The organism is Aurantiacibacter sp. D1-12 (genome assembly GCF_028858515.1).
GTDB lineage: Bacteria > Pseudomonadota > Alphaproteobacteria > Sphingomonadales > Sphingomonadaceae > Alteraurantiacibacter.
On the sequence record NZ_JAPJZJ010000001.1, the window covers coordinates 197,249 to 223,905 of the forward strand.

At 60.4% G+C, this 26,657-nt stretch carries 27 protein-coding genes; 13 read left to right on the forward strand and 14 right to left on the reverse strand.

Annotated features, from left to right (window positions below):
• Window positions 1–92 precede the first annotated feature (92 nt).
• The 5 genes from OOZ52_RS01060 to OOZ52_RS01080 form a co-directional block, all read right to left on the reverse strand.
• Entirely contained in the window at window positions 93–1,274 is a 1,182-nt protein-coding gene (locus OOZ52_RS01060; protein WP_274696634.1) for a CCA tRNA nucleotidyltransferase, read from the reverse strand.
• Window positions 1,267–1,869 carry a CoA pyrophosphatase gene (locus OOZ52_RS01065; RefSeq protein ID WP_274696635.1) on the reverse strand — a complete coding sequence of 201 codons (603 nt, stop codon included), beginning with the start codon at window positions 1,867–1,869 and terminating at the stop codon, window positions 1,267–1,269. The genes OOZ52_RS01060 and OOZ52_RS01065 overlap by 8 nt, the downstream gene beginning before the upstream one ends.
• Window positions 1,866–2,414 (reverse strand): DUF1285 domain-containing protein, encoded by a 549-nt coding sequence (locus OOZ52_RS01070; RefSeq protein WP_274697205.1) that lies wholly within the window; start codon window positions 2,412–2,414, stop codon window positions 1,866–1,868. The genes OOZ52_RS01065 and OOZ52_RS01070 overlap by 4 nt, the downstream gene beginning before the upstream one ends.
• Before the next feature lie 26 nt (window positions 2,415–2,440).
• Window positions 2,441–2,908, reverse strand: a complete 468-nt coding sequence (locus OOZ52_RS01075) for a GNAT family N-acetyltransferase (RefSeq protein WP_274697206.1) — start codon at window positions 2,906–2,908, stop codon at window positions 2,441–2,443.
• A gap of 112 nt (window positions 2,909–3,020) precedes the next feature.
• A complete protein-coding gene (locus OOZ52_RS01080) occupies window positions 3,021–4,202 on the reverse strand; it encodes a PQQ-dependent sugar dehydrogenase (protein ID WP_274696636.1) in 1,182 nt (393 codons plus the stop codon).
• Here OOZ52_RS01080 and OOZ52_RS01085 point away from each other — a divergent pair.
• The 3 genes from OOZ52_RS01085 (at window position 4,201) to OOZ52_RS01095 (ending at window position 7,094) form a co-directional block, all read left to right on the forward strand.
• Entirely contained in the window at window positions 4,201–4,839 is a 639-nt protein-coding gene (locus OOZ52_RS01085; RefSeq protein ID WP_274696637.1) for a ribonuclease HII, read from the forward strand. The two genes, OOZ52_RS01080 and OOZ52_RS01085, sit on opposite strands and share 2 nt — an antisense overlap.
• 10 nt (window positions 4,840–4,849) lie before the next feature.
• On the forward strand, window positions 4,850–5,770 hold the full coding sequence (locus tag OOZ52_RS01090) for a calcium/sodium antiporter (RefSeq protein WP_274696638.1): 921 nt from the start codon (window positions 4,850–4,852) through the stop codon (window positions 5,768–5,770).
• Between the two features lie 184 nt (window positions 5,771–5,954).
• Window positions 5,955–7,094: a DNA methyltransferase gene (locus OOZ52_RS01095; RefSeq protein ID WP_446698096.1), complete on the forward strand. Its 1,140-nt coding sequence runs from the start codon at window positions 5,955–5,957 to the stop codon at window positions 7,092–7,094.
• A 74-nt stretch (window positions 7,095–7,168) separates the two neighbouring features.
• Here OOZ52_RS01095 and OOZ52_RS01100 read toward each other — a convergent pair whose 3' ends face one another.
• The gene (locus tag OOZ52_RS01100; protein ID WP_274696639.1) at window positions 7,169–7,966 is read right to left on the reverse strand and encodes a hypothetical protein; all 798 of its coding nucleotides are present in this window, start codon (window positions 7,964–7,966) and stop codon (window positions 7,169–7,171) included.
• 297 nt (window positions 7,967–8,263) lie between these two features.
• Between OOZ52_RS01100 and folP the strand changes: the two genes are divergently transcribed.
• Window positions 8,264–9,376, forward strand: a complete 1,113-nt coding sequence (gene folP / locus OOZ52_RS01105; RefSeq protein WP_274696640.1) for a dihydropteroate synthase — start codon at window positions 8,264–8,266, stop codon at window positions 9,374–9,376.
• A 172-nt stretch (window positions 9,377–9,548) separates the two neighbouring features.
• Here folP and OOZ52_RS01110 read toward each other — a convergent pair whose 3' ends face one another.
• Window positions 9,549–10,967 (reverse strand): sigma-54-dependent transcriptional regulator, encoded by a 1,419-nt coding sequence (locus OOZ52_RS01110; RefSeq protein WP_274696641.1) that lies wholly within the window; start codon window positions 10,965–10,967, stop codon window positions 9,549–9,551.
• Window positions 10,968–11,278: 311 nt separating this feature from the next.
• Here OOZ52_RS01110 and OOZ52_RS01115 point away from each other — a divergent pair, with 311 nt between their 5' ends.
• From OOZ52_RS01115 to OOZ52_RS01150, 8 genes are all read left to right on the forward strand, one after another.
• Window positions 11,279–12,400, forward strand: coding sequence for an NAD(P) transhydrogenase subunit alpha (locus tag OOZ52_RS01115; protein WP_274696642.1), 1,122 nt, complete (start codon window positions 11,279–11,281; stop codon window positions 12,398–12,400).
• Window positions 12,401–12,402: 2 nt separating this feature from the next.
• Complete coding sequence (locus OOZ52_RS01120; protein ID WP_274696643.1) at window positions 12,403–12,684, forward strand: NAD(P) transhydrogenase subunit alpha; 282 nt, start codon at window positions 12,403–12,405, stop codon at window positions 12,682–12,684.
• A 110-nt stretch (window positions 12,685–12,794) separates the two neighbouring features.
• Window positions 12,795–14,231 (forward strand): NAD(P)(+) transhydrogenase (Re/Si-specific) subunit beta, encoded by a 1,437-nt coding sequence (locus OOZ52_RS01125; RefSeq protein WP_274697208.1) that lies wholly within the window; start codon window positions 12,795–12,797, stop codon window positions 14,229–14,231.
• A gap of 72 nt (window positions 14,232–14,303) precedes the next feature.
• Entirely contained in the window at window positions 14,304–14,996 is a 693-nt protein-coding gene (locus OOZ52_RS01130) for an aspartate/glutamate racemase family protein (RefSeq protein WP_274697209.1), read from the forward strand.
• A 94-nt stretch (window positions 14,997–15,090) separates the two neighbouring features.
• Window positions 15,091–16,251, forward strand: a complete 1,161-nt coding sequence (locus tag OOZ52_RS01135; RefSeq protein ID WP_274696644.1) for a deoxyguanosinetriphosphate triphosphohydrolase — start codon at window positions 15,091–15,093, stop codon at window positions 16,249–16,251.
• Between the two features lie 8 nt (window positions 16,252–16,259).
• Window positions 16,260–16,982, forward strand: coding sequence for an NAD(P)H-binding protein (locus tag OOZ52_RS01140; RefSeq protein WP_274696645.1), 723 nt, complete (start codon window positions 16,260–16,262; stop codon window positions 16,980–16,982).
• Window positions 16,979–17,449 carry an ABA4-like family protein gene (locus OOZ52_RS01145; RefSeq protein ID WP_274696646.1) on the forward strand — a complete coding sequence of 157 codons (471 nt, stop codon included), beginning with the start codon at window positions 16,979–16,981 and terminating at the stop codon, window positions 17,447–17,449. Before OOZ52_RS01140 ends, OOZ52_RS01145 begins: the two co-directional genes overlap by 4 nt.
• A complete protein-coding gene (locus OOZ52_RS01150) occupies window positions 17,446–18,039 on the forward strand; it encodes a DUF938 domain-containing protein (RefSeq protein ID WP_274696647.1) in 594 nt (197 codons plus the stop codon). The genes OOZ52_RS01145 and OOZ52_RS01150 overlap by 4 nt, the downstream gene beginning before the upstream one ends.
• A gap of 59 nt (window positions 18,040–18,098) precedes the next feature.
• Here the strand turns inward: OOZ52_RS01150 and OOZ52_RS01155 are convergent, their stop codons facing one another.
• A complete protein-coding gene (locus tag OOZ52_RS01155; protein WP_274696648.1) occupies window positions 18,099–18,227 on the reverse strand; it encodes a hypothetical protein in 129 nt (42 codons plus the stop codon).
• 63 nt (window positions 18,228–18,290) lie between these two features.
• The gene (locus tag OOZ52_RS01160; protein WP_274696649.1) at window positions 18,291–19,205 is read right to left on the reverse strand and encodes a DMT family transporter; all 915 of its coding nucleotides are present in this window, start codon (window positions 19,203–19,205) and stop codon (window positions 18,291–18,293) included.
• A 74-nt stretch (window positions 19,206–19,279) separates the two neighbouring features.
• On the opposite strand from OOZ52_RS01160, the gene OOZ52_RS01165 reads away from it, so the two are divergent.
• Window positions 19,280–19,510 carry a hypothetical protein gene (locus OOZ52_RS01165; RefSeq protein ID WP_274696650.1) on the forward strand — a complete coding sequence of 77 codons (231 nt, stop codon included), beginning with the start codon at window positions 19,280–19,282 and terminating at the stop codon, window positions 19,508–19,510.
• Between the two features lie 55 nt (window positions 19,511–19,565).
• Here the strand turns inward: OOZ52_RS01165 and OOZ52_RS01170 are convergent, their stop codons facing one another.
• The 5 genes from OOZ52_RS01170 to OOZ52_RS01190 all read right to left on the reverse strand — a co-directional run bounded on the left by OOZ52_RS01170 (window position 19,566) and on the right by OOZ52_RS01190 (window position 26,543).
• Complete coding sequence (locus OOZ52_RS01170; RefSeq protein WP_274696651.1) at window positions 19,566–21,092, reverse strand: CpaF family protein; 1,527 nt, start codon at window positions 21,090–21,092, stop codon at window positions 19,566–19,568.
• Between the two features lie 184 nt (window positions 21,093–21,276).
• Complete coding sequence (locus OOZ52_RS01175) at window positions 21,277–21,948, reverse strand: class I SAM-dependent methyltransferase (protein WP_274696652.1); 672 nt, start codon at window positions 21,946–21,948, stop codon at window positions 21,277–21,279.
• Window positions 21,941–23,887, reverse strand: coding sequence for a glycosyltransferase (locus OOZ52_RS01180; RefSeq protein ID WP_274696653.1), 1,947 nt, complete (start codon window positions 23,885–23,887; stop codon window positions 21,941–21,943). The genes OOZ52_RS01175 and OOZ52_RS01180 overlap by 8 nt, the downstream gene beginning before the upstream one ends.
• A complete protein-coding gene (locus tag OOZ52_RS01185) occupies window positions 23,887–25,545 on the reverse strand; it encodes a hypothetical protein (protein ID WP_274696654.1) in 1,659 nt (552 codons plus the stop codon). The genes OOZ52_RS01180 and OOZ52_RS01185 overlap by 1 nt, the downstream gene beginning before the upstream one ends.
• Window positions 25,542–26,543 carry a glycosyltransferase family 2 protein gene (locus tag OOZ52_RS01190; RefSeq protein WP_274696655.1) on the reverse strand — a complete coding sequence of 334 codons (1,002 nt, stop codon included), beginning with the start codon at window positions 26,541–26,543 and terminating at the stop codon, window positions 25,542–25,544. Before OOZ52_RS01190 ends, OOZ52_RS01185 begins: the two co-directional genes overlap by 4 nt.
• Window positions 26,544–26,657 lie beyond the last annotated feature (114 nt).

Below are 26,657 nucleotides of genomic sequence, written 5' to 3' on the forward strand. Positions count from 1 at the left end.
ATTGAAGGTAATACATGAAACCTTCTGAACGCTCCCTGTCTGACTTTACAACGCGTATCAAGGGCTGCCTTGCAGATGCGAACAGGGTGGCTTCAGCATGCGAGTTCTTCCTCGAGCATGCAGAGCACTGCCTCTCGGGCCGGGAACCGTTCTTCGATCCAGCGGTTTTCAATTGCCTGCAGGATCCGTGCAACTTCCGGACCGGCAGCAACACCGTGAGCAACGATTTCGCCACCTTTGAGTGGGAATTCAGGAGCTTCCCAGCCCTGAAGGGGGGAAGTGTCTGCCCCATCTATCAGCAGTTTATCGATAGCTAGCGAGTTGCCCTCGCGGTAAGCGAGCGCGCGCGCCGCGTCGGCTGTATCAACCTGGGCTGCATCCAGCTCGGCGAGCCTAACAAGATGTTTGCGCTGTACGTTGGACAGACGCAGACGTGCGGCAACCTGTTCGCGCACTTTCGCATCGGCTGGCAAGAGCGCCGCCATCCGGCGTATTTCCACCGGCTCGAAGCCTTGCTTTGCTTCCTCATCCACCAGGCTGCTGAAGCGCGCAATGTCCTCTGCACTTACCTCTGGTAAAATGACCTGCAGAACGCCTTGATCATGCATACGTGAAAGCGTTGCAGGAGCTGCGGCGGTCTTGAGCAGGTTAAGCAGTTCCGAGGCCACGCGTTCACGGCTCAGCCCTTTCAGCGTCGAGGCCAACTCTGCACAGGCCTCTTCGGCCTTGGCATCAAGCTCTGCCCCGAAGCGCGACTGGAAGCGGTAGTATCGCAGGATGCGCAGGTGGTCTTCGCGGATACGTTCACACGCATCCCCGATGAAGCGCACACGGCGTGCTGCCAGATCATCGAGCCCGCCGAAGTAGTCGGAAATCTCGAGCGTTTCAGGGTGGGCGAACAGCGCGTTGATTGTGAAATCACGTCGCGCAGCATCGTCCTTCCACTCGCTGGCGAATGCCACGGTCGCGCGGCGGCCATCGGTGGCGACATCCTTGCGCAGCGTGGTGATCTCGACATTGCCTTCGGGCAGGACGGCAGTAACCGTTCCGTGGTCGATTCCGGTGGGGACCGGCTTGATGCCCGCCGCCTTCAGCCGTTCCATCACCTCATCAGGAAGAAGTGTGGTCGCTGTATCGACATCGTGAACGTCCGAACCGAGCAGCGTATCGCGCACGACACCGCCCACCCAACGCAGGTTCTCTGCGCCGAGTATTGCGACGAGCTGCGCGAGGTCTGCGCGCTTGGTCCAGTCAGCATTTGGCAGCTTAGCCACCGATCAATTCCTCCCACACCAGCCGGTGCGACAAGTTGGCAATAATCCCGGCGGTGATCCCCCAGATGCGATGCCCCTCCCACATAATCTCGGTGTAGGGCAATCGCTGCGTGCCGAACATGCCCATTTTGCGCGTATGATTGCGCCGGTCGAGCACGTGGCGGAGCGGTGCTTCGAACCAGCCATCGACCTCACGCGGATCGGGTGTGATTGGCAGATCGTGTGGAACGAGGCCCAGAACCGGGGTGAGGTTGAATCCGGTTCCCGTTGCAAAGGATTCCGCATGTCCTACCACGCGTACCTGATCGGGCGGAATGGCGAGCTCTTCTTCTGCTTCGCGCAGTGCCGCACTGATCACATCCTCCCCCGGTTCCAGTTTGCCGCCCGGAAAAGAGACCTGACCCGGATGGTTCGCCATTGTCTGTGGACGGTGCGTGAGGAGCAGGCCGGGTTCTTCGCGGTCGGTTACCGCCATCAGAACGGCGGCATCGCGCAAGGGAGAGCGAGCCCAGCTGCTGTCATCGCGTATACCTTCGATGCCGACATGCTGGGTGGCATCGAACAGAGCGGAGAGGCGGTCGAACAGGTCGCTCATTCCGGCACCAGCGGGAATTTGGTGCCCTGACTGGTAACGGTGAGGTCTTCGTCTTGCGTCAAGGCGATCTCGACCAGCTGCAACCAGGTCGAGCGGTCAAGCCGCGCCTCGCATCCATGCCGGACCGCAAGATAGATGGCGGGGGCTTCAGGATCGCCTTCTGCGCGTAATGGGTTGTCCGGCCCTGCGAGCACCAGTTCATCTGTATTGAGTCGAAAGACAAGGGCATCGTCTTCTGCCTTTACATCGACTGCAACGAAGGCTGCGTCATCCACCGCGATGCTCTGCTTGTAATGCGGTGTGACAAGGAAGTAGCGCCCGTCCGCCTCGCGCCGCAGCAGGCTGGCGAAAGCGCGCACCATCGCCGGGCGATTGATCGGGCTGCCATCGTGAAACCAGGTTCCGTCTGCTGCCACACGCATCTTGCTGTCGCCATCTTCAGGAGGGTCCCATTGGTCAATCGGAGGCAACTTGCAGTCCGCGACCTGCTCCGCAATTTCGGCGAGCGACAGTCCGGCAAGTTCTGGGGGCGGGGTGTAGGGCATTGGTGTGTATCCGATGCCAGAGCCGGTCAGCCAATCCAAGGGCCAAGCGTGCCTTCATCGGGGAGCACGCCCGGATTTGGCGCGCGGACCATCAGGCGATGCTTCTCGTGCGGACCGGGAAGAGACCAGCCTTGCGTTGGAGCCGAGATAAAGCCGAAGCGTTCGTAGTATTCGGGATCGCCGATCAGGACTTGCGGCAAGGCAGCCTGCGGATCGAGCGCACTGGTCATCGCCGCCATCAGCGTATGGCCGAACCCCTCGCTCTGCCGCTCGGGCACGACCGCGACAGGCCCGACCATCAGCATGGGATGGCGGCGACCTTGGCTGTCTGTGAGTGCTAGAGGCCAGGTCTGGATCGTGCCCACCAGCATGTCGTCTGCATCAAGCGCGGCAAAGCTGAGCGCGGGCAGCCAGTCGACACCCTCACGGACTTTGTACGCCGTCTTGCCTTGCCGGTCTTCGCCAAAGGCACGGTCGAGCAGTGCCTCGATCATGGCGGGTTCGACCGCTTCTAACGGGATCAGTTTGGCAGCATCATGCGTCACCCGCGCGCCGATAGGGCGGGGCGGCGCCACACGCAATCACTTCCGGCTTTGGCGTGTGAAACTAACCCTTGGGCGTCAAGCGCAGGAGGCGGCCATCTTCGCCATCCTCGATCACCCAGATCGCACCATCAGATGCGATCTCGATATCGCGCAAACGCGTCGGGAACGTGTAACGACCCAGTTCCTCTGCACTGTTGTTTGCAGAATCGGTCGAGAGATGGACAATCGAGCGGGTCGTCAGAGCGGCAACAAGCAGCTGGCCCTCCCAATCGGCGAACATGTCGCCGGTATAGAAATCCATGCCACCGGGGCCGATCACGGGAGTCCAGTGGATCGCGGGCTTGGTGAAGCCGTCATCTTCTGTGTGGTCGGGGATGTCGACGCCGTTGTAATTGTCGCCATTGGAGCGGGTGGGCCAACCATAATTGGCACCCGCGACCACGAAGTTCAGCTCGTCACCACCTGCGGGGCCGTGTTCCAGCTCCCACAATTCGCCATCTTCGCGCATGGCGAGACCGAGGAGGTTGCGCTGGCCGTAAGACCAGATCTGGTCGGTCGGAGAGCCCTGATCGACGAAGGGGTTGCCGGCTGCGGGCGTACCATCAAGGTTGAGGCGAACGACTGCGCCAAGGTTGTTGCTGAGGTCCTGTGCTGGATCCTGCTCCTGCCGATCTCCGCTCGATACGAACATGTACGCGCCATCGGGTGAGAACACGATGCGGTGCGAGTAGTGCCCGCGGCGCCCTCCTGCCATGCTCTGGTGCCAGATCTCCTGCAGATTATCGATGCGGCACTCGTCGGCTACTTCGCAGACGAGCGTTCCCCTGCCGATGGTGGCGAAGGTACCGTTCCCGCCATCGCTTTGCGCCCAGCTAAGGTAGATCATTCCGCTTTCGGCGAAGTCTGGCGCAAAGGCGAGATCGCCGAGGCCGCCCTGACCTTCGTATGCCACTTCGGGCAGGCCTGTGACGGTGCCCAAGCGGCCGCTTTCCGGTTCATAGAACTTCATGGTCCCGGCTTTTTCGGTGATGAAGACGGTGCCTGTCTCAGGATGGACTTTAACGGCCCAAGGCTCGGCAAAATTGCCATGCGCTTCGGCAGCGAAAGGCGAACTTTCTTCAAGCTCAACCGGTTCACCGGGAGTGACCACCAGTGGCGGAGTTTCCCCCGATTGCGCGAAGCTGCAGCTTGCGAGTGCGAGTGCGGCGGAGGATAGGGCGGATGCGAGGACGAGTTTTTTCATGCTGTCAGGTACGCCTTCTGCTGATTTTTGTGCCCGTTTGGGTGACGCGCCGCTTGTCGCCGGGGTGGACGAGGCGGGGCGCGGCCCGTTGGCTGGCCCGGTTGTGGCCGCTGCCGTGCTGCTATGCAAGCCTACGCCTAAGGGCGTGAACGATTCCAAAAAGCTATCCGCCAAGGCGAGGGCAGAGGCCGAAGCGCGCATTCGTGAAAGCTGCGCATTCGGCATTGGCGTGGTCGATGTGGAGGAGATCGACCGGCTTAATATCTTCCAGGCGACCATGCTGGCGATGAGCATTGCGATGGAGCGCTTGTGTGAGGCTGTAGACGAGACCGGTTTCGCCACCCTGATCGACGGCAATCTGACGCCGGATGGCCGCTGCGATCGCTGGCAATGGCCCGCAACGCCTATCGTCGGCGGGGACGGGAAAGAGGCGTGCATCGGTGCTGCCTCGATCCTCGCCAAGGAATATCGCGACCGGCTGATGGTTGAAGCGGCAGAGCGCCATCCCCACTACGGTTGGGAACGCAACAAGGGCTACGGTTCGAAGGAACATATGGAAGCGCTGCGCATCCACGGTCCAACACCCCTGCACAGACAGTCTTTCGCCCCTGTCGCACAAATGGAGCTGAGCCTGTAAGGGCGCCCTCATGCTGATCCTGATCGCAACCATCATCGGCGGCCTGGTGGGCCTGTTTGTCGGCGGAGAACTGCTTGTGCGCGGAGCAGTCGCTATCGCGCACCGCCTTGGCATTTCGCACCTGGTGACAGGACTGGTGATCGTCGGCGCAGCCACCAGCATGCCCGAAATGGTGGCGAGCGTGCAGGCGGCGCTTGCAGGTTCACCCGGCATTGCATGGGGCAACGTTGTGGGGTCCAACCTCGCCAACACACTATTGATCCTTGGCGCGACTGCGCTGGTCTCGCCCATTCTGTTGCACGGCGTGGGCAAGCGCGATGCGGTGGTCGCTTTGATCGCCACGCTGGCGCTATGGGCACTCGCCTTCAGCCAGCTCGGCTCGCCGTGGCTGGGCGCGGCACTGCTGGCGGCACTTGTCGTCTACATAGTGTGGCGAGTGAACCACCCGCCAGAGGATCGCGAGGACGAAGAGGAAGGCAAGGAGCCCGGCCTTGCGTTGGCGGGGCTGCTTTTTGTCGCTGGTGTCACCATCCTGATTTTCGGCGGCGATTTACTGGTAGGCGGAGCGATCGAGTTGGCGACGCTCGCCGGCGTGTCCGAAACCGCAATCGGTCTAACAGTCGTTGCGGTCGGCACGTCGCTCCCCGAACTGGCCGCAACGCTTGCGGCCGCGCTTAAAGGCCGTTCGGACATGGCGGTCGGCAATGTCGTGGGCTCCAACATCTACAACCTGCTGCTGATCGGTGGTGCGACAATGACCATTGCGCCGATCCCCATCCCGGCAGACCTGCTCGATATCGAGCTGCCGATCCTCGCTGCATCGGCGGTATTGATGCTACTCTTCTGCCGCTACGCCCACTCCATCGGGCGCGGTCTGGGAGTGGTGCTGCTTGCCGCCTTTGCCGGAACCGTGGCGATCCAATTTGTCTGAATTTGACAGGCGAGTCATTCACGCCACACCACAGGATCATGAGTCCTGCTTAGGCAAAGAGACTCAACATCTTGTAGTAGACTCGTTTTGTTCCCCTCTAGCGGTTGCGGTGCGGCGTAAAATTGCTGCTTGACCGGGGAGTCCCGCGGACTCTACCCCCTGTGGATAACTTGAGGGGAACCCTGTGGGCCAGCTGACGAAAATCCGTACCGCCAAGGCGAAAACACGCGCACCAAAGGTCAATAAGGCGGATCTGCCTCTGGGCAAGATCCTGGCAGGCGACTGCGTGGAGGAAATGCGCAAGCTACCCGACGCGAGCGTTGATCTCGTCTTTGCGGACCCGCCGTATAATCTCCAGCTGGGCGGTGATCTCAATCGCCCCGATGGCAGCCATGTCGATGCCGTGACCGACGACTGGGACCAGTTCGATAGCTTCACAATTTATGACAATTTCACAAGGGATTGGCTGACAGAGTGCAAACGCATCCTGAAGCCTGATGGCGCGCTGTGGGTGATCGGCAGCTATCACAATATCTACCGCGTTGGGGCGATCCTGCAGGACCTTGGCTTCTGGATCCTCAACGACGTGGTGTGGCGCAAGACCAATCCGATGCCCAACTTCCGCGGCACTCGCTTCACCAATGCGCACGAGACGCTGTTGTGGTGCTCGCAGGGCGAGAAATCGAAGTATCACTTCAACTATCGCGCGATGAAGACGCTGAATGACGAGCTGCAGATGCGCAGCGATTGGACCTTCCCGATCTGCTCGGGCGCGGAGCGTTTGAAGGATGACGAGGGCAACAAGGCGCACCCGACGCAAAAGCCCGAGGCGCTGCTCTACCGCGTGCTGCTGGCGACGACCGAAAAGGGTGACGTCGTGCTCGACCCGTTCTTCGGCACCGGAACCACCGGCGCGATTGCAAAACGCTTGGGCCGAGAATGGATCGGCTGCGAGCGTGAGGCAAGCTACCGCAAGGTCGCCACAGCGCGGATCGAGAAAGAACTGCCGCTAGACGAAAGCGCGCTCACCACGATGCAAAGCCGCAAGACCCAGCCGAGGGTAGCGTTCGGCGCGGTGGTTGAAGCAGGACTGCTCAAGCCCGGTACCGAAATCTTCGACAAGAAACGCCGCTGGAAAGCGACCGTCCGCGCCGATGGCAGCATCGAATGCGGCAAGGAAGTCGGCTCGATCCACGGTGTCGGCAAGACGATCCAGAACGCGCCAAGCTGCAACGGCTGGACCTTCTGGCACTACGAGGCTGGTGGTGAGGTGAAACCGATTGATGCTGCGCGCGGGCTGTACCTGCTGGCAGCTGAGGATTGATGTACGAATGATGTTGGACTGTGCAAGTTGGCATCGAATTTAAGATTACGACGGGCTTTTGTGGCTCACGAAATTCAGTTCGCTGCGTCTTGTAAGATACTGAGTGCTCTTAAGACTGATGCGTGTAACTTGCGAACAGTCGATACAACTTCCTTACCTTCAAAAGGCTGTCCGTCACCAAAACAAATCTTCAAAGCTTCTCGAAGATCACCTCGGCACACGGCCCCATGAGGACCAAAATTAAAGAATTCCTGACCTTTTCCGGGCTCCGGCATACCTAGATGCCCGTCTATTGTAACTTTGCGCCCGCTTGGTAACCCCGATGCATCAAGCAACTCTATCGTAATTCCGCCTCCGAGGAACGCGCTTGTAGGAATCAAGACGAGGTGTTTGTCAGTGATGTCGAGTTGATGCAGACCATACAGATTTAGGGCACCTGAAGGGTAAGGTTGGATTTCGTCTAATATCGCTCTAATTACTTTGTTGCTTGGCGTGGTGCCCTGCTTTTGATACCCGTTCAGCGAGCCCTTTAGAGACTCCTTGTCCCCGCCAAACGGGAACCGGCGGTATGGGTTGAACGTGGCCCCGTTTTTTTCCGCAACAATGTGGTAGGCGTGGTCGAGAGCGACCCGCAGATTATGGATAGCATCACCTAGTGTTGTTGAGGTGTGCCTTGGAAAAGTCGCCGGTTCTTTTCTTGATACAAGCCTATTTCGCTTCGGACGCATGCGCTGCGCATTCCGACGAAGGTAATCACGTGCAATCGCCTCTAGGGCATGAATGTGATGTTCCGCTCTTTCAACTTTGAGCTGCGGCCCATAAAAATCGACGTTAGCCACGAGAGCTCCAAAAAATAGAGTGATGTCGTTCATCGCAAGGAGAAGGCTTGCTTTCTGACGTGAATAGTCCGCAACACTGATTGCACAAGGTTTGGCTTAACGTCCGACCTCAGCAGAACGACAGTGTGTGTGTGTGTGTGTGTCGAAACTGCCCTTTCACTTTCCTACAATCCTCTCCCTATGCTCAATCCCGTGCATGACCTTTACCAGCCCCTTGATTGCGGCTCGTTTGCGCGCTTCAACAGCGCCAAAATCGCTGCCTAAGAATTTCTTCGCCAGGACACTGTCACACCTGTCACACCCTCCCGCTAACCCGTTGAAAGCAAAGCCATGAGCCAGTCCGTCTACATCCAGCCGATTACTACGGTCACCGGTCCGCAGGCGGTTGAGGGGGATGCGGTGCGGCTGGCGGGTGGCATGGTCTATGCGCGCGAGTTCGCGGTGGTGGTGCGCGAGGGCGGGGTGGTGACCTCTCGCCGGATCGCGACCAAGGCGACGATGGGCGAGGTGATCGGTGGCTTGCCTGACGCGCTGGGCGGCGAGGCGGAGGCGCAGTGGGTGGGTCTTGCCAAGGTACACCAGCCGTTGGAGCTTGGCGGGCGCACCGTCCGGCTCGATCAGCCGCAGGTGATGGGGATTCTCAACGTCACGCCGGACAGCTTCAGCGACGGCGGCGAGTTCATGGACGACCCCGAGACGATGAAGGCCCACGCCGCGAAGATGCACGAGGCGGGTGCGGCGATCATCGACATCGGAGGGGAGAGCACGCGCCCAGGCGCAAAAGCAGTGTGGGAAGGCGAGGAGGTCAAGCGCGTCGTCCCCGCTATCGAGCATTGCGTTGCAATGGGCGCGGCTGTGAGTGTCGACACGCGGCGACCTGCGGTAATGGAAGCGGCGCTGGAGGTAGGCGCGCATGTGATCAACGACGTATCAGCCTTGCGCTACGACCCGCGCAGCCTCGAGTTCGCGGCATCGAGCGGCAAGCCGGTGGTGCTGATGCATGCGCCGGGCACGGGTGAGGATCTGCATGCGGATCCGGACTACACTGCAGTAGCGTTCGACGTGTTCGACATGCTCAAAGACGCTCGCGACCGGGCGATTGGTGCTGGCATTGCGGCAGACCGAGTGGTGCTCGATCCCGGTATCGGCTTTGGCAAGACGCTGGCGGACAACCTCGCGGTGCTCAACGCGCTGCCTATGTACCACGCACTCGGCTGTCCGTTGCTGCTGGGTGCAAGCCGCAAACGTATGATCGGTGCACTGAGCAACGAGGTAGCGGCGCACGAAAGGGTAGGTGGCTCGCTCACACTGGCACAGCTCGGCATGGACGCAGGCGTGCAACTGCTGCGCGTGCATGATGTGTTCGAGACGGTGCAGGCAAGGAACGTGTGGCGCGGCCTGAGGGATGCGGCGTTGACGGACTTCGGCGGGTTGGAAGCTTAGGGCTTTCCTACAGGTTTGGATCACCGCCAACGTCCTTCGACAAGCTCAGGACGAACGGAGATTAGGTGCAAGGAAACCGAACCGAAGGTGAGGCAAGGCCGACCGGCCGCCCGAGCTTTTGTGAGGAGCCAAGCGCACGGATGTGCGTGCCCGGCGCTTGAGGGACTACAAGCTATGCAGCGTTGTCTATGCCCAGATCGCTCAGCTTGCGGTAGAGCGTCGAGCGGCCAATGCCGAGGCGGCGGGCGACTTCGGTCATACGGCCGCGGTAGTGGCCGATGGCGAGGCGAATGACGTCGGCTTCGATGTCCTCGAGCGAACGCAGGTTGCCGTCTTCGCAGTAGAGCTGAACTCCGGCACTCTCACGCATCGGAGTGGCAGGCGCTTCGCATTCGCCGACGATCTCCTTGAGTTGCGGGAAGTCTTCGGTGGTCAGTGCATCGCCATCGCAGAAAACGGCAGCTCGGAAGAGCACGGCTTGCAGCTGGCGGACGTTGCCCGGCCATTCGAAGGCGGAAAGGAGGCGTAAGGCGTCATCGGTGATACCCAGCGGGCGCAGACCCGGCTGATCGCCGATGCGGCCAAGGAAATGGCGGGTAAGCGCGGGCACGTCCTCGCTACGCTGGCGAAGCGGTGGCAGCAGGATGCTGGTGCGCGAAAGGGCGGAGAGCAGACTCTCGCGGAAGTGCCCTGTGGCGACAAGGTCTGCCAGCGGAAGGTTGGAGGCGGCGATGATGCGGACATCGACCTTGAAGGCGTACTGCGCACCCAGCGGCTTCACCTGTCCGGTCTCGATCACCTCGGCAAGGCGATCCTGCAGGTCCATCGACAGGCGGTCGATCTCGTCGAGGACGAGCGTCCCACCGTCGCAATGCTGCAAAGCGCCGACCTGCTGGTCAAATGCGCCGGGGAAGGCACCCTTCTCGTGTCCGAACAGCACGCTCTCGAGGCTGCTTGCCGGCACACCGGCGATGTTGAGCATGCGGAAAGCGGTCTTGGCGCGGGGGGAGGCGGCATGCATGGCGCGGACCAGCATCTCCTTGCCGGTGCCGCTTTCGCCTTCGATCAGGACGTGGCCGTGGCCGCGCGCAGCTTTGGCTGCCTTGGCCAGGGCGTCGCGGAACGGGGTGGCGGTACCCACCATCGCGTCGAAATCGAGATCGGCATCGAACTTCTCGGCCAGCGGCGTCAACTCGTCCTGCGGCGTCTCGCGCGTCGTCGCATTGCGCATTGCCTGCATCAGGCGGTCGGGAGCGACGGGTTTGACGAGGTAATCGGTAGCACCGGCACGCATGGCCTCTACGGCGAGCTGCGGGCTGGTGCTTGTGGTGAGCATCAGGATCGGCAGCGCGGGGCGGCGTTCCTTGAGCTCGGCGATCAGTTCGCAGGCGCGGTCCCCTGGCACCCACTGATCGAGGATAATGGCGGAAAGCTGCATGCCCTGCCGTGTGCCGAGCGTGGCAATTGCGGTCTCCGAGTCGCTGACAACGAGTGTGCGCCATCCCTCACGCCCGGCGAGCGCGGAAATGAGCCGGCTTTGCGCCGGTTCGTCGTCAATCAGCATCAGCAGGCGCTGTTCAGCCTCGGCCATGCACTCTCACCTATGCGACCCGCACAATGCGGGTGTGAAGCGGTTGGAGTAGCAGCGAGGGGTAAAGACCCGATTAAGCGCGTTTACAAAGCTTGTGCGGGGGGCTTGAGCGCGGAGCTTTGCGTCGATAGAGATATGACCAACACATATTCGCCAAGCAGAAGGGCAACATAGAACAATGGGCAATCCGCACGACATGAAAGCCGCAAATGGCACGTACGATGGCTTTATCGGCATGCTGAAATGGTCGATCCCGCTGATCCTGGTGATCGTTGCTATCATTGTCGTGCTGATCTCCTGATTGCTCGCGGATGCGGATAGCGGTTCTTAAAGAGCAGGCAGCAGGGGAAACCCGCGTTGCCGCCACTCCCGAAACGGTCAAGAAACTGAGCGCTCTGGGCGCGACGCTGGCCGTTGAAACAGGCGCTGGAGAGAGTGCCGCAATCTCCGATGATGCATTTCGCGACGCCGGGGCAGAGCTTGGCTCCGCCGCTGCTGTCGTGAAAGATGCTGACATTGTTATGGGTGTGCAGGCGCCTGACGTCAGCGCGCTTGCCGGGGCGAAGAAGGGCGCGTGGGTTGCCGCCGTGTTCGATCCCTTCGGCCAGGCTGATCGGGTGAAGGCCTATGCCGATGCCGGTTACGAAGCGCTGGCGATGGAATTCATGCCGCGCATCACCCGTGCGCAGAGCATGGACGTGCTCTCCAGCCAGTCCAACCTCTCAGGCTACAAAGCGGTGATCTCTGCTGGCGATGTCTACGGACGCGCCTTTCCGATGATGATGACCGCTGCCGGCACAATCAGCGCTGCAAAGGTCTTTGTGATGGGCGTGGGCGTTGCAGGGCTGCAGGCCATCGCAACCGCCAAGCGTCTCGGCGCGCAGGTGAGCGCGACAGACGTGCGCTCTGCCACCAAGGAGCAGATCATGTCGCTCGGCGCAAAGCCGGTCTTCGTCGAAAGCGTCGAAGGGATCGAGGGCGAGGGCAGCGGCGGCTATGCCACCGAAATGAGCGAGGAATACCAGAAGGCGCAGGCCGAACTGGTGAGCGCGCATATCGCCAAGCAGGACATCGTCATCACCACCGCGCTGATCCCGGGCCGCGCAGCACCTCGCCTCATTTCCGACGCGCAGATTGCGACGATGCGGCAAGGCAGCGTGATCTTCGATCTCGCGGTTGCGCAGGGTGGCAATGTTGAAGGCAGCGTTGCCGACCAGATCGTAGAAAAACATGGCGTGAAGATCATGGGCTATTCTAACACCCCCGCGCACTTGGCCGCCGATGCGAGTGCACTTTTCGCGCGCAACTTGTTCAACTTCCTCAATGCCTTCTGGGATGCAGAGAGGAAAGCACCTGAACTCGACGAAGAGATCGGCGATGCGATCCGGCTGACCAAGGATGGGGCCATAGTGAACGAGAGGCTGAAGGGATAATCATGGACTTCATATCAATCCTCTCGATCTTCGTGCTGGCGTGTTTCGTCGGCTATTACGTGGTCTGGTCGGTTACGCCGGCGCTGCATACGCCGCTGATGGCTGTGACCAATGCGATCTCCTCGGTGATCATTGTGGGCGGGCTCGTCGCCGCGGCTGAAGCCGAGAGCGATGTTGCCAAGTGGCTGGGGCTGGGCGCAGTGGTGCTCGCCAGCGTCAATATCTTCGGCGGGTTTGCGGTCACAGAGCGGATGCTCGCGATGTACAAGAAGAAGGAGAAGTGACGATGACTATCGCTCCTCCAGATCGCGGCTCGCTCGAGCAATGCACGCCGGAAATGACTGCACGCGAATGCAATGAATTGATTGACTGGTTTGACGGCACCGGCGCTGAAATGGCCGAGGGTGCAGCAGCGCATGGCTCGGTAAACCCGTGGGTTGCACTTGCATACCTCGCGGCGGGTGTGTTTTTCATCCTCGCGCTGCGTGGCCTTTCGAGCCCGCAAACGAGCCGTACGGGCAACCGTTTCGGCATGATCGGTATGGCGATTGCAGTCGTCACCACACTGGTAACGCACGATCTGGCAACACTCCCCGAGATCGGGATTGCTATGTTCCTTGGCGGCGTCGTGGGCGTCACCGTTGCGCGTAAGATCGCCATGACTTCGATGCCCGAGCTGGTGGCGGGTTTCCACTCGCTGGTTGGTCTTGCCGCTGTGCTGGTTGGCTGGGCTGCCTATCTCGATCCGGGTGCGTTTGACCTGTTGGTGGGCGATGCTATCTCTCCGGTTTCGAAGGTCGAAATGGGTCTCGGCATTGCAATCGGTGCGATCACATTCTCGGGCTCGGTTATCGCCTTTGCCAAGCTGAGCGGGAAGATGAGCGGGTCACCGATCCTGCTGCCCGCGCGCCATGTGATCAATCTTGGAACGCTGGCGGCAATTCTGGTGCTGACGGCGATGTTTGCGCACACGCCCGGTATGGAAGCGAACCTGCCATTCATCATTGCGCTTACCGTCCTCGCCTTCATCATCGGCTTCCTGCTGATCATCCCGATTGGCGGCGCGGACATGCCGGTCGTTGTGTCGATGCTCAACTCGTACTCGGGCTGGGCGGCAGCGGCGATGGGCTTCACGCTCGGCAACACTGCAATGATTATCACCGGTGCGTTGGTCGGCTCTTCGGGTGCGATCCTCAGTTACATCATGTGCCGCGCGATGAACCGCAGCTTCATCAGCGTGATCGCAGGTGGCTTTGGCGCTGACGACAGCGGCGGCGGTGACGGAGAACCGCGCGAGCAGCGGCCATACAAGCAGGGCAGCGCGGCAGATGCGGCCTTCATGCTCGAGCAGGCCGAAAAGGTCATCATCATCCCCGGCTACGGCATGGCGGTAGCGCAGGCGCAGCATGCCTTGCGTGAGATGACCGATATCCTCGAAGAAAAGGGTGTCGAAGTGAAGTTCGCCATCCACCCTGTTGCAGGGCGTATGCCTGGGCACATGAACGTTCTGCTCGCCGAAGCATCGGTCGACTATGACAAGGTGTTCGAGCTGGAAGACATCAACAGCGAGTTCGCACAGGCGGACGTAGCCTTCATCATCGGTGCGAACGACGTGGTCAATCCGGCTGCGAAGACGGACAAGTCCAGCCCGATCTACGGCATGCCCGTGTTCGATGTAGACAAGGCCAAGCAGGTCTTCTTCATCAAGCGCAGCATGGGTGGTGTGGGTTATGCCGGTGTGGACAACGATGTGTTCTATATGGACCAGACCATGATGCTGCTGTCCGATGCCAAGAAGATGGTCGAGGAAATCGTGAAGGCGCTCGACTAGGTTAACCTGCTGGATTTGTTAGTATAGCCTCGCTACCCTCAACCTGAGAAACTGGAATGGGGGCACTTGGCTTTGCGTAAACTTGGAATGATTGGCGGGATGAGCTGGGTTTCGACCCACCGCTATTACGAACGCATCAACCGCCAGATCCAGCGCGAGGTCGACCCGAAGGCGTCAGCTCCCTTGCTAATCGAAAGCCTCAACTTTGCAGAGATCTATTGCCTGGAGAGCGATGAGGACTGGGAACGCGCGGTGGGGGTTCTGTCCGACGCGGCCAACCGTCTTGCCGATGCGGGGGCTCAGCAGCTCATCATTTGCGCGAACTCGATGCACAAGGTCTATCGCGAGGTGCAGGCGCGCGTCGAGGTGCCCATGCTCCACATTGCCGAATGTGTGGGCGAGCGCATGAAGGCGGACGGAATCGAGCAGGCAGCGCTGATCGGATCGCGTAATGTGATGACGGAAAGCTTCTATCGCCGGAGGCTCATCGCACATGGCGTGCGTCTGTTGCCTCCTGAAATGAGCGACGTCGATGATCTCAATCGCATCATTTATGATGAACTGATGGTCGGCAAAGCGCGCAAGGATTCCGAGCGTGTGCTCAAATCCATGCTGACGCGGTACGAAAGCAACGGTGCCAAGGGGATTGTGCTCGCAAATACCGAGCTGGAGCTGATCGTTGATGTGAATGCCAACGTTCTGCCGATCTACGATTGCATGCGTATCCACGCCGATGCGGCGGCGAAGTGGATTATCGGCGGATAATCGCGCCCAAATGCGCCTCTGAAGCGTCAATTCTGCGGCGTTCTCCCCCTGTTCCCGTTGTCACGGCTTAGTCTCTGACTTAGCCAGCATGGCCATGTCCCGCGCGCCTTTTGCAGCTGACCCCGCCAAGAGCCGCGGGCGCGAATTCGATCAGCCCGGCCATACCGCGCGCGGCCCTCGCAGCGCCTTCCAGCGGGACCGGGACCGTATCATCCATTCGATCGCCTTCCGCCGCCTTGCTGGTAAGACGCAGGTCTTCATCGCGCCTGATGGTGATCACTACCGGGTACGCCTGACGCATAGCCTTGAGGTTGCGCAGATCGGCCGTGTCATCGCGCGTGCTCTCGGATTGGACGAAGACCTGACCGAGGCACTGTGCCTTGCGCATGATCTGGGTCATCCGCCGTTCGGCCATTCGGGGGAGGACGCACTTGATGCCGCGCTCGCCCCGCGTGGAGGGTTCGATCACAACGGACATACACTGCGCACCATAATGCGGCTCGACAGCCCATATTGTGACATGCAGGGGCTCAATCTCAGCTGGGAAGTGCTGGAAGGGCTCGCCAAGCACAATGGCCCTGTGACGCAGCCCAAATGGGCGATGGCAGAGCTTGATGCAGCCTTTCCGCTCGACCTTGCCAAATGGTCCTCACTGGAGGCGCAGGTCGCTGCGCTGGCGGACGATATTGCCTACGACAATCACGATATCGACGATGGCCTGCGGGCGGGTTTTCTTGATCTGGAAGACCTGCTCTCGCTCGATTTTCTGGCCGAACTCTGGCGCGAGGTCGAAGGGCGCTTCCCGCGTGCGACCAAAGAACAATTGCTGCGCGAGTTCACCCGCACCCAGATCGGTGTAATGGTGAACGACCTGCTCGAAACGACTACGGCGAACCTGCATGGCATCACCAGTATCGATCAGGTGCGTGGCGCGGGCGGGGCGATTGCCGCGTTCTCTACCGAGATGGCGGCGCGCGAACGACGACTGAAGGCCTTCATGTACGAACGGCTGTATCACCATGAAGAGCAATTGCGCACGGCCAACCTGGCCAAGGACGTGATCGCGCAGCTGTTTGCTGCCTACGAGCAGAAGCCAGACCTCATGCCGGGCGAGTGGGTCCATCGCTTGCCGGAGGGAGAGCCCGCGCGAGGCCGCCATATCGCAGACTTCATTGCCGGGATGACGGACAGGTATGCGATGCGCCAATATGCGAAAATATTTGGATCGGTGCCCGAAGGGCTATCCAATGTGTAAAGTGACGCATGGCTGATCAATCCATACCACGCAGACGAGTTTTGCTGGTCGGCGCGACCGGTCTGGTCGGGCGCAGTGTGATTGCGCGTACCGCAGACCTTCCGCAGCTGGTATTGCAGGGTCTCGCGCGGCGGGAAATGCAGTTTCCCGAGGGCGCGCGGATGGAGCTGGTGCTGGCTGATACAGAGGACTGGGGCGAAGTCGTCTCTTCCATTCAGCCAGAAGCTGTCATTTGCGCTTTGGGCACGACGATCAGAAAGGCTGGCAGTCAGGAAGCGTTCCGCAAGGTCGATTATGATCTGGTGATGCAGGTAGCACGCGCTGCCAAGGAAGCCGGAACGCGAGGGTTTGTGCATGTTTCATCGGTCGGCGCGGAGACGGGCACCAAGAACTTCTATCTGCGCACGAAGGGAGAGGTCGAGCGCGACCTGAAGGCGCTGCATTTCAAACGGCTCGATGTGCTGCGGCCCGGTCTGCTGCGCGGGACGCGCGAGGGCGATGTTCGTTTCCTGGAGGGCATGGGGCGGTTGCTTGCTCCTGTCGCCGATCTGTTCCTGCAAGGAAGCTGGACCAAATACCGCTCTATCCGCGCAAGCGACCTGACCACCGCCGCGCTGCAATGCGTGTGGGAGAAAGCGGACGGACAGTTTGTTCACGAGCACGAGGGGCTACAAAGGCTGATCACCAAGTTTGAGAAAGCACAGGCCGCAGCGAAGGAGAATGCGCAATGAGCTGGGACACGATCTTCTCCATTGCCAACGGTTGGGCGCTGCTGATGTGGATCGTGCTGATCGCCCTGCCGCGAACCCAATTGGTGCAGACTTTCGTATTCTACGCGGGTGTTGGCCTGCTGTGCTTCGCCTATGTGCTGACGATGGGGTTGGTGCTGGGCGACTTTGTTGATCCGGCGCCGGTGGGCGAAGGCGGTGGCGGGGGTACTTTCACCAGCATCGCCGGAGTACGCGCGCTGTTCGCCTCAGACGGCGGTATCGTGATCGGGTGGATACACTACCTTGCCTTCGATCTGTTCGCCGGAATCTGGATCGCGAAAGACGCGGATCACAAGCATTTCTCGCGTCTGGTTCAGGCGCCAGTGCTCTTGCTCACGTTCATGGCCGGGCCGGCGGGGTTGCTCCTCTGGTTCCTGATCCGCGAACGGCGTGCGCGGGCGTCCGCCGGACCGCGACGCGTCAATTGAAACGCCACGCACCCGCTACCGAGCGTAACCGCAAGCCCATTGCAACGGTCCTGGAGCTTGAACTGCCTGCTAACGGGACGGTACTTGAGATAGCCAGTGGTTCTGGCGAGCATGCAGTCTACTTTGCGGAACGGTTTCCGCAGTTGATATGGCAGCCGAGCGATTGCGAGCCAGAGGCGATTGCCTCGATCTCTGCCTATCGGGATGAGGTCGGACTGCCCAACCTTGCCGAGCCGCTGGAGTTCTTCACTGTCGATCCGCAATGGCCGATTGATGCGTGCGATGCGATCTTTTGCGCGAACATGATCCACATCAGCCCGTGGGCATCGGCTCATGGCCTGTTTCACCACGCGGGCAACCTGCTCGCACGCGGAGCCCCGCTTATTCTGTACGGTCCGTTCTTTGAGGATGGGACCGCGACCGCCGCATCAAACCTTGCGTTTGACCAAAGCCTCAAGGCGCGTAATCCCGATTGGGGCATTCGTCACATCAACGATGTGGATGCTCTGGCCGAGGAAACAGGTTTCCAGCGGGCCGAGCGTTACGAGATGCCTGCGAACAACCTAACGCTGGTCTATCGCCGCTGCTGATACAAGAAGCGCCCACCAGCGGGGCTGATGGGCGTCTTGTGTGCAGCATTGCACAAGGTTCAAGTTTCGTCGTCGACCGCGTCTGCAGCTGAATCGAGGTCGGCAGCGATGCCGCGGACAGTGTTGCAGGCTGTCGTGCTCAGTGCGAGGACGCCAGCCGTAATTGCGATAACAATCTTACGAGCCATGGTTCATTCCTTTGCGACACCGAGAGCTAGCCCGGTCATGGAAGAGAAACGAAGTGCTAAGCCTCAGGTTCCTGCGGCAGGATGTTCTGCGGCGAAGCGTTCTTTGCGCAGGACATTCTCCCTCCAGGCGATGATGATGCCAGCCGCGATGATCAGTGGTGCTCCGAACCACAGATAAGGCGTTGGCAACACGGCAAAAAACAACCAACCGTAGAGCGTCGCCCAGATCAGGCTGGAATAGTCCATCACGATGACGGTGGAGACCTTGCCGTAACGCAGGGCGACAGTGATGAATACCTGTCCCCAGGTACCTGTGAGTCCGACCCCGAGCATCAGAAGCCATTGTCTGGTGGAAAGCGGTTCATGCACAACAAGCAAGACGGGCAGCATGACAAGCACGGTCGCAAGGCTGAACCAGAACACGATCACCAGTGGTTTGTCCGTCCGCCCGAGGTCGCGGATCTGGATCGAGATCAGCGCGATCATGAAGGCTGCGCCAAGGGCCACCAGCGCGCCATCCAACGGGATGGTACCGCCGCCCGGCTGCGCGATGATCACGATCCCGGCAAAGCCTGCTAAGACGGCGGACCAGCGCCAGATGCCGACGCTTTCCTTGAGCAGGATGGTGGAGAGGATCACCGCAAATATGGGCGCGGAAAAGCCGATTGTTGTCGCTTCGGCGAGTGGCAGCATCACCACGGCGCCGAAGTTCAGCACCATGCCCACTATCCCGTAAATCGCGCGGACCGCGTGGGCTCTTGGTCGCTGGGTAGCCAGCCGCCCGAGCCCTCCCGTGGCGAGGGCGAATCCGATCAGCAGGGGTAGCGATACAGCCTGCCGCCAGAAGACGATTTCGAGCAGATGGACGCCGCTTTCGGAAGCGAGCTTTATCAGCGCTGCCATCAGGGCGAATCCGGCGATGCCGAACAAACGGATGGCAAGCGCCATTAATGGCCTGTCGGTTGCATCTTCGCTCACGCGAATGGCCATAGGCCAGAGTGGTCGCAGATCAACTATTGTCGTTACAATGTGCGCTCGCCATATCGCGCGACATGCACTGGCCCAATTTCATTCTGCTTGCGAGCGATGCCACCCGTTACGCGCTGGCAGGTGGAGCATTGCTGCTGATTTCGGGCATTGCCATAATCGGTGACAGACGACGCTCGCGCCGCAAGGATCCCGATGCAGTCGGGATCATGCCCTGGCGTGACATCATCGCGCTCAGCACCTTTGCCGGGTTGGCACTATTGGCCTACGGCGCGGTCGGCTGGTTGAAGGGCTAGTTTGTTTTTCGAAAGCGCCGAGGACGAAGCCGCGGAGGCGGCTTTATGCGACAAATTACAAACACGCCTCAAGATAAGCCTGGTCGAAACCGAACTGGCGGGCCTTTTCGAGCGTATAGGGGCGCAGACCGGACGAGCGGTGCTCGCCGATGATCTTGCCGTCATCACCTTCATCGAGGTATTCGAAGGTGAACAGTTCCTGCGTCACGATCACGTCGCCTTCCATGCCGATCACTTCAGTGACGTTGGTCGTACGACGCGAACCATCACGCAGACGCTTCACCTGCACGATCAGATCAACCGATTCAGCGATCTGGCGCGAAATGGCTTCCTTCGGGATCTTGATGTCGCCCATCAGGATCATGTTTTCCATACGGCCCAGGCACTCACGCGGTGAGTTGGCGTGGAGCGTACACATGGAGCCATCGTGGCCGGTGTTCATGGCGGCGAGAAGGTCGAAACACTCAGCGCCACGAATCTCACCCAGGATGATGCGGTCAGGACGCATACGCAGGGCGTTCTTCACAAGGTCGCCGATGGTAATGGCACCCTGGCCTTCAAGGTTCGGTGGACGGGTTTCCAGCGGCAGCCAGTGTGGCTGCTGCAGGCGAAGCTCGGCGGCGTCTTCAATCGTCAGCACGCGCTCGCCCGGATCGATCATCTTCGACAGGGCGTTGAGCATGGTGGTTTTACCCGAACCCGTACCGCCCGAGATAACCACGTTCATCCGGCACGCACCGGCGATTTTCAGCGCGGTACACATCTTCTCGTCCATCGAGCCCCAACCTTTAAGGTTGTCGAGCGTGATGGGCTTTTCGGAGAACTTACGAATAGAGATCGCGGTGCCGCGCAGCGACAGCGGGGGAACGATGACGTTCACACGTGAGCCGTCTTTCAAACGGGCGTCGGCCAGCGGCGTGGTCTGGTCGACGCGGCGGCCGACCTGGTTCACAATGCGCTGGGCAATCTGGAAAAGGTGAGCCTCGTCGCGGAACTTGATCGGTGCGACAACCAGCTTGCCGCCTTTTTCGATATAGGTCTGGTCGGGACCGTTGACCATGATATCGGACACGTCGGGGTCGCCGAGCAGCTCTTCGAGCGGACCGAAGCCGAGCAGCTCGTCGATCAGCACCTTTTCCAGCGCGAATTGCTCGCGGCGGTTCAGGGTGACCTTCAGCTCGGCGAGCACTTCCATGATGATCGGGCGGAATTCCTCGCTCAGCTCTTCCTTGGAGAGCGTTGCAGCCGCTTCCGGATCGACACGTTCGAGCAGGCGCGGCAGCACCTGTTCCTTGATCTTGTGGACACTGGCTTCAAACCCGCCAACTTCCTGCTTTTCGTGCACTGCATCGGAACGCTGTTGCAGGCGATCAAGCGCATCTGCGTTCTTGTCGGCGCCTGGGCTTGCGACAGGGGTGCCTTCGGCAGGGACGGGCGGGAACTGCTCGCCGCCGGCGTCTGCAGCCTTGTCGGCTTCAGGAGCGGCACCGCCGCCACCACGCATAGGCTTGGCCACGCCGAAACTCGGGCGTGCGCCCTTGTTCATGCCGCCAGGTCCGTTCTTGCGTCCGAAAGCGCTCATTCCATGCCTCTCAATTCATCCCACGATGCGGATCTCAATAGGGATACCCGCCAAGTTGAAGAACGGTGTCGCCGAGTTTGGTAAATATTTCGCAAACCTTTTGCATTTTTGCCGGTCTGTTTCGGATGGGAGCAGGCAATTCCTGAATCGCGCGTTCACCATTCTCGACAAAAAAGTTGCGTCGTCAGACCTTGGCTTCGATCAGCAACCGCGCCTGCAGCCATTTTCCCAGAAAAGGCAGGTGCGAAAGCGGGTGGAGAAAGCGCAGCACATTGTAATGGGCAATGTACCGCACCGTGATCCCCGCCTCGGGAAAACCCGCTGCCACCAGCATTGCAACCGTGTCCTTGGCATCGCGGACCGCGATATGCTCCGGAAACTGTGCAATAATGCCCTTGTCTTTCGCCTGCTCAAGGAAGAACGCTGCGTTGGGAGTGTGGAGGTAGAGTTTTCCGCCGTCCGCTAGCGCACTCCGGATAGCGGCATAGATCGGCACCGCCTCTGCATCACTAACGTGCTCGGAAAAATCGAGCGTACAGGCGACATCGAACTGTTTCTGATGCTCGCCGCAAAAGTCGACAACATCCGCGCAGTGGAAACGGTAGTTCTTCCGGCCCTCACGCTCTGCCCAGGCATTGGCGGAATCGATGAAATCGGCGGAGAAATCGACACCCTCATAGGTGCCTTCACGGTCCCCTAAAGCGTGCAGTAGCATGCCGTTACCACAGGCGAAATCGGCGAGTCGCGTGTCACTTGATATGTCCATCATGCTGACAAGGTTTCGCACCCGATCGAGCGGTTTGCGGTTGTAGCGCTCGACATAGTCGCCGCTGTGCAAGGACAGGCTATCAGTCATGGACGGCGACCTTGGAAGTAGAATGGAATTTGAGCTCGACGAATGGCGCCAGCAAGGCAGTCCCCAGAAATTGTGAGATGCGATTGATGGCTACTGCAAGGAAGGCGATCTGCGGTGCGCTTCCCAGAGTCTCTGCCATCAGCGCGCCTAGGGCCTCGCTGATGCCGAGCCCGCCGGGGGCAATCGAAGACGCAGAGCCTGCAATGGCTGCCAACACATAGGGGAACGTGGCTGAGAGCGGCAGAATGGCCTTGAGGACGGCAAACGCCAGCCACAGCCTCACCGAAGCAAGGGCTAGACCCAAGATTCGCAACAACAATGCAAGCCAGGCGCTCAGCCATCCGCCTACCGCAGTGAGATAAGCAAACGCTCCCAGCGAGACTGCTCCGCCCCCAAGGAGCAGAGGCCATGCAGCGGCGGGAACAGCGGTAAGCATGAACAGGCCCGCAGCAAGGCACGCGAGGGCAATCCACATCATGGCGGAACTTATGATCAGCGCAGCGCCTCTGGAGACCGAGCATCCGGCTGAAATCAGGGCCGCAGACCGCACAATCGCTCCGCCCGGGATGGGTAAGGCTTCGGCCATCTGCGCATGAACAGAAGTGCGCATGCCTTGGACAAAGCTCATGCGAACCTGCGCGATGCGCGCGAGGACCATGAGTGAAAGAGCGCTGTAGGCAACCAGCACAAGGCCCATCGGTACGGTGAGCGCAAGCAACGCTAGGAAATCGAGATCACTTACGTCGAGGCTAAGCGAGACGAATGACCATACTGATCCGCTGATGAACAGTAGCACGGCCAGTACCAGAAGCAGCTTTTTGAACGAACCGGTGCTGGAAGGGCTTTGCGCAGGTGCGGGTGCAGGACTGCTATCAGACTCAACATAGGCCGCATACGTCTCGCGTGCGACGCGCTGCCAGCTGAATTGCTCCCGCGCGCGGTTTGTCGCAGTTTCGGTGAAATCACGCCGTTCCGCGTCGGACCAATTGGCAACTCTCTCAATGGCTGAAGCCCACGCGGCGGCATCTCCGCTTGGCAGCAGCAGCCCCGTTTCCCCGTCGAGAACCGCATCAGTCAGACCGCCATGATTGGCTGCAAGAACAACACCGCCTGCTGCTGCAGCCTCCGGCGCGACAAGGCCGAAGCCCTCGTACTCGCCATTCCCGGCATCGATGTTGGGCACCACGACGCACAAAGCGTTAGCATAGCGCTGCGCGAGTTCTCGCTGATCGACCGAGCCGAGGAATCGGACGCGTGGATTGTCCAGCGCAGCACGCTCGCTCTCGTCCCAGGCGGTGCCTGCTACGTCGAGCGTGATGTCTTGCGGCAAGAGTGGGAGGGCATTCTCAATGAACCACGCGCAGCCTTTGCGGCGCACCAGCCTACCCGCGAATAGGATCGTTCGGGATCCCGAGGTTGCGGTTTGTGGCGCGGGTAGGTCGCTCGCGAGCGGAACGATTTCGATGTGTTGCCAGCCAGTCTCCTGCGTGACAGCCCTGGTGGCGTGCGAATTGGCGATGATCGTGGCGCGCCTGTTCAGCAGCCGCGCGCCAAGACGCAGATAGGCGCCATAGAGCGTCCCTGTGATGCCGCCACGACGGTGAAACGCCACATCAGTACCATGTGCGGACAGGATCAGTCGCGTTTCGGGCCAGAGCCACGCAACCAGTCCGAGAGGCCAAATCGCCATGTCGGCCAGATGAAGGACGTGCGGGTTGTTTACACGCTGCAAGCTCGCGGCGAGGAAAGTGAAGGGGAAAAACAGCAGCGCCAGCAGACCGGGCGGCATACCGTTTGCATGCCCGGGCAGGGCGATGACCTGCACCTCGCCATGCTCGTCCAGAGCCTCGGTCAGGCGCAGGCAATAGGTCTCCATGCCGCCGGTGGCTGGGGCCCATTTGCGGGTGACAAACATGATTGGGGCACTACGTTCACTCATCAGAACTGCACCCAGATTGGGCCTTCGGGAGGGGATGCAGAAGGTGGTGCGATGTTGTCACCCCAGATGATCCGACTATCTGCTTGCCAGCCCTCGAGTACATAGGTGCCGCGACCTAGTTGTACGGTATCACCAGCGCGAACGAGCTCACCATCAATCGACATGCCTGCACCTGTGACGGTGAATGCTCCAGGGACCAGGTTTTTGTAGATGACCGTCGATCCGGCAGGCACGTGGCGTCCGGCGATCCAGAGTGGTCCCCAGAAGCGCACATAGTTGCCTTGCAGCGCGGCACGGTCTTCAGGCGCAAGCCACACGTCTTCGCGATCCGTGAGCACAGACGTCAGGATAAAGTTGTTTTCGATCACCAGCGGAACAGGCTCTGCCTGCATGGCGGGTTCGATCATTGTCAGACCGGCATTATCGTGGATCATCACTGTCAGGGGCGACATGAAGGGGTTGGCTTTGCCTCGCGTACCCAGGAAGCCGGGGAAGTCGAAGTAGCGCACTTCGTCGCCGAAAGTGGCGATCGTCACCTCGTGTAGCGCACGTTGCTGATCGAGCGGGCTAGGCTCTTCTGTGATCAGCGTCACAACGGTGCTTGCGCAGAGGATTGCTGCGATCAGCGGTGCGGAAAGGCGTGTTAGGGCTGCACTCATCACCGGCCCACAGGCGGCCAGCACGGGTGCGAGCATGAAGACGAAGTAGTAGGGTGCTGTATTGACGTAGATAATCGGCGTCAGCGCCACCGTGAACAGTCCTCCCAGCGCGAGCTTCTCGGCCGGCCGCCTTTCTGCTTTGGCAATGACGAAGGGGAAGGCTGCCACCACCAGCGTGACGAGCGGATTTGTTGTCGCCGCACGCAAAATGCGGCTCCAGTTGGGATTGTCGAAGAAGGTGAAGACAGCGCCAGCGGCGCGGCTGGTGGTCGCAGTGTCCTCTGCTCCGGCAGGGCCTGCAATCCACTGTGAAAGCAGCGCAAACAGGGCTGCGAATGCCGCAAGCGCCACAGCCCCGATGACCGCAAGTCTCAGAGGTGTCTGGCTGGTGAACCCATCATCTGCCCAGCGTAGGTAGGCGACCCCGGCAAAAGCAGGCGCGTAAAGCACAGCCTTGATCGAAATAAGCGGAAGCAGCGCGACGAGCAGTCCGGCGCCGACAATCACCTTTGCATCCAGCCTTGCGCTCAAGAACAGCCAGAGTAGACCCATAAGCGCAGCGGTGAGTGGCGGGTCGTAGCGGAAGGATGCACCGTGCTGGAACACGTAGCTGAATGAAATGTAGGCGAGGCCGCAAAGCAATGCGGGGGTGCGCTCCGCAAAGCGCGCCGCAATGCCGACTATCGCTGCCAGGGCCACCATTTCGCAAGCGAACATGAACAGGCGGATCACGATGATGTGGTCAATCGGGCTGCCGGGCAGGGCGGTCACCCAGCTGTAGGCGAAGGCGTGGAAGCGTTGCAGGACCTGCGGCAGAGTGCCTGCATGGAGTTGAACGATATGGTTGTAATGCCCGAACTCGTCCCAGTTGATCGATCGGGTAAAGACTTGCGCAAATTGCAGTGCCGCCACCGCGACGATGGCCAGCTTCACCCACGTCGCGGCTGCGATGCGGGGAGTGGCTGTGTCAGCAGGCATGGTGGGGGCAGCGTTGGTCACGCAGCGTCCTGTCGCTTGCGCTCCTGCTTGGCGGGGGCATCGGACTGCAGCTCGGCAATGCGATCCTCTAGCGCTCGGGTGCGGCGCAGGTTTTCCTCGATCAGCTTGCGGTTCGCGGCAACAAGGTCTGCCACCATGCCCATGATCGCGACGAGCGTTCCGAGCACTAGCAATGCGCCGCCGATGACCAGCGACTGGATATGTCCCGTCCCGTCACCCTGGGCGAAGAACCACAGGAACCGCAGGATCGGCAGCAGTCCGATAAAGGCGATGAGTGATCCCGTGCCGACAAAGGCGCGCAGTGGCTTGTGAGCGGTGAAGGCGCGGATCATCGTGATGCCGGTCTGCGAGATGAAGCGCGGGATCGACTTGAACAGCCGGCTGGGGCGGACAGCGGCGTGCGTGCGCACGGGCACCGTCAGGATCGCCATGCGCTTGCGCCCGGCCTGGATCAGCATATCGGTGGTGTAGGAAAATTCGGTGGTGATATTGATCCGCTGCGCTGCATCGCGGCTGATCGCACGGAAACCGCTGACGGCATCGGTCACCTTCGTCCCGGCGAGCGATTGTACGACGCCTGATCCAATGCGCTGCATCAGGCGTTTGGGAACGGAGAAATGGGCGTTATCGGCAACACCGCGATCGCCGATCACGATATCTGCGCGGCCTTCGACTACCGGCGTCACCAGGGCAGCGATATCCGCGCCTTCATACTGCCCGTCCCCATCGGTGTTGACGATGATGTCTGCGCCCTCGGCCAGCGCCTTGTCGATGCCCGAGCGAAAAGCTGCGGCAAGGCCGCGGTTGCGGCGATGTGTCTCCACGTGATGCGCGCCATGGCGGCGGGCGACGTTCGCGGTATCATCGCTGCTGCCATCGTCGATCACGAGGAATTCGATCACATCCACGCCATCGATCCGGCGCGGCAGGCGCGCCAGCGTTTCAGGCAGGCTCTCCGCCTCGTTAAGGCAGGGGATCTGGATGATCAGTTTAACCACGCACACTCCGCGCAAATCGGCCTTTGAGTGGGCCAGGATAGGCTTCTGTTAAGCATGACCGTTTAAGGCTTCGTAAACTTCGACAGCAGGCGTTAAAGCGATTGCGGCAAGGGC

Coding starts and splice junctions, on each gene's coding strand:
- folP (WP_274696640.1), top strand. CDS start 8,264: ATGAGCCAGTCCGTCTACATCCAGCCGATTACTACGGTCACCGGTCCG.
- OOZ52_RS01115 (WP_274696642.1), top strand. CDS start 11,279: ATGCGGATAGCGGTTCTTAAAGAGCAGGCAGCAGGGGAAACCCGCGTT.
- OOZ52_RS01140 (WP_274696645.1), top strand. CDS start 16,260: ATGGCTGATCAATCCATACCACGCAGACGAGTTTTGCTGGTCGGCGCG.
- OOZ52_RS01125 (WP_274697208.1), top strand. CDS start 12,795: ATGGCCGAGGGTGCAGCAGCGCATGGCTCGGTAAACCCGTGGGTTGCA.
- OOZ52_RS01065 (WP_274696635.1), bottom strand. CDS start 1,869: ATGAGCGACCTGTTCGACCGCCTCTCCGCTCTGTTCGATGCCACCCAG.
- OOZ52_RS01120 (WP_274696643.1), top strand. CDS start 12,403: ATGGACTTCATATCAATCCTCTCGATCTTCGTGCTGGCGTGTTTCGTC.
- OOZ52_RS01180 (WP_274696653.1), bottom strand. CDS start 23,887: ATGAGTGAACGTAGTGCCCCAATCATGTTTGTCACCCGCAAATGGGCC.
- OOZ52_RS01100 (WP_274696639.1), bottom strand. CDS start 7,966: ATGAACGACATCACTCTATTTTTTGGAGCTCTCGTGGCTAACGTCGAT.
- OOZ52_RS01110 (WP_274696641.1), bottom strand. CDS start 10,967: ATGGCCGAGGCTGAACAGCGCCTGCTGATGCTGATTGACGACGAACCG.
- OOZ52_RS01145 (WP_274696646.1), top strand. CDS start 16,979: ATGAGCTGGGACACGATCTTCTCCATTGCCAACGGTTGGGCGCTGCTG.
- OOZ52_RS01080 (WP_274696636.1), bottom strand. CDS start 4,202: ATGAAAAAACTCGTCCTCGCATCCGCCCTATCCTCCGCCGCACTCGCA.
- OOZ52_RS01085 (WP_274696637.1), top strand. CDS start 4,201: ATGCTGTCAGGTACGCCTTCTGCTGATTTTTGTGCCCGTTTGGGTGAC.
- OOZ52_RS01165 (WP_274696650.1), top strand. CDS start 19,280: ATGCACTGGCCCAATTTCATTCTGCTTGCGAGCGATGCCACCCGTTAC.
- OOZ52_RS01075 (WP_274697206.1), bottom strand. CDS start 2,908: ATGATCGAGGCACTGCTCGACCGTGCCTTTGGCGAAGACCGGCAAGGC.
- OOZ52_RS01135 (WP_274696644.1), top strand. CDS start 15,091: ATGTCCCGCGCGCCTTTTGCAGCTGACCCCGCCAAGAGCCGCGGGCGC.
- OOZ52_RS01170 (WP_274696651.1), bottom strand. CDS start 21,092: ATGAGCGCTTTCGGACGCAAGAACGGACCTGGCGGCATGAACAAGGGC.
- OOZ52_RS01070 (WP_274697205.1), bottom strand. CDS start 2,414: ATGCCCTACACCCCGCCCCCAGAACTTGCCGGACTGTCGCTCGCCGAA.
- OOZ52_RS01175 (WP_274696652.1), bottom strand. CDS start 21,948: ATGACTGATAGCCTGTCCTTGCACAGCGGCGACTATGTCGAGCGCTAC.
- OOZ52_RS01090 (WP_274696638.1), top strand. CDS start 4,850: ATGCTGATCCTGATCGCAACCATCATCGGCGGCCTGGTGGGCCTGTTT.
- OOZ52_RS01155 (WP_274696648.1), bottom strand. CDS start 18,227: ATGGCTCGTAAGATTGTTATCGCAATTACGGCTGGCGTCCTCGCACTG.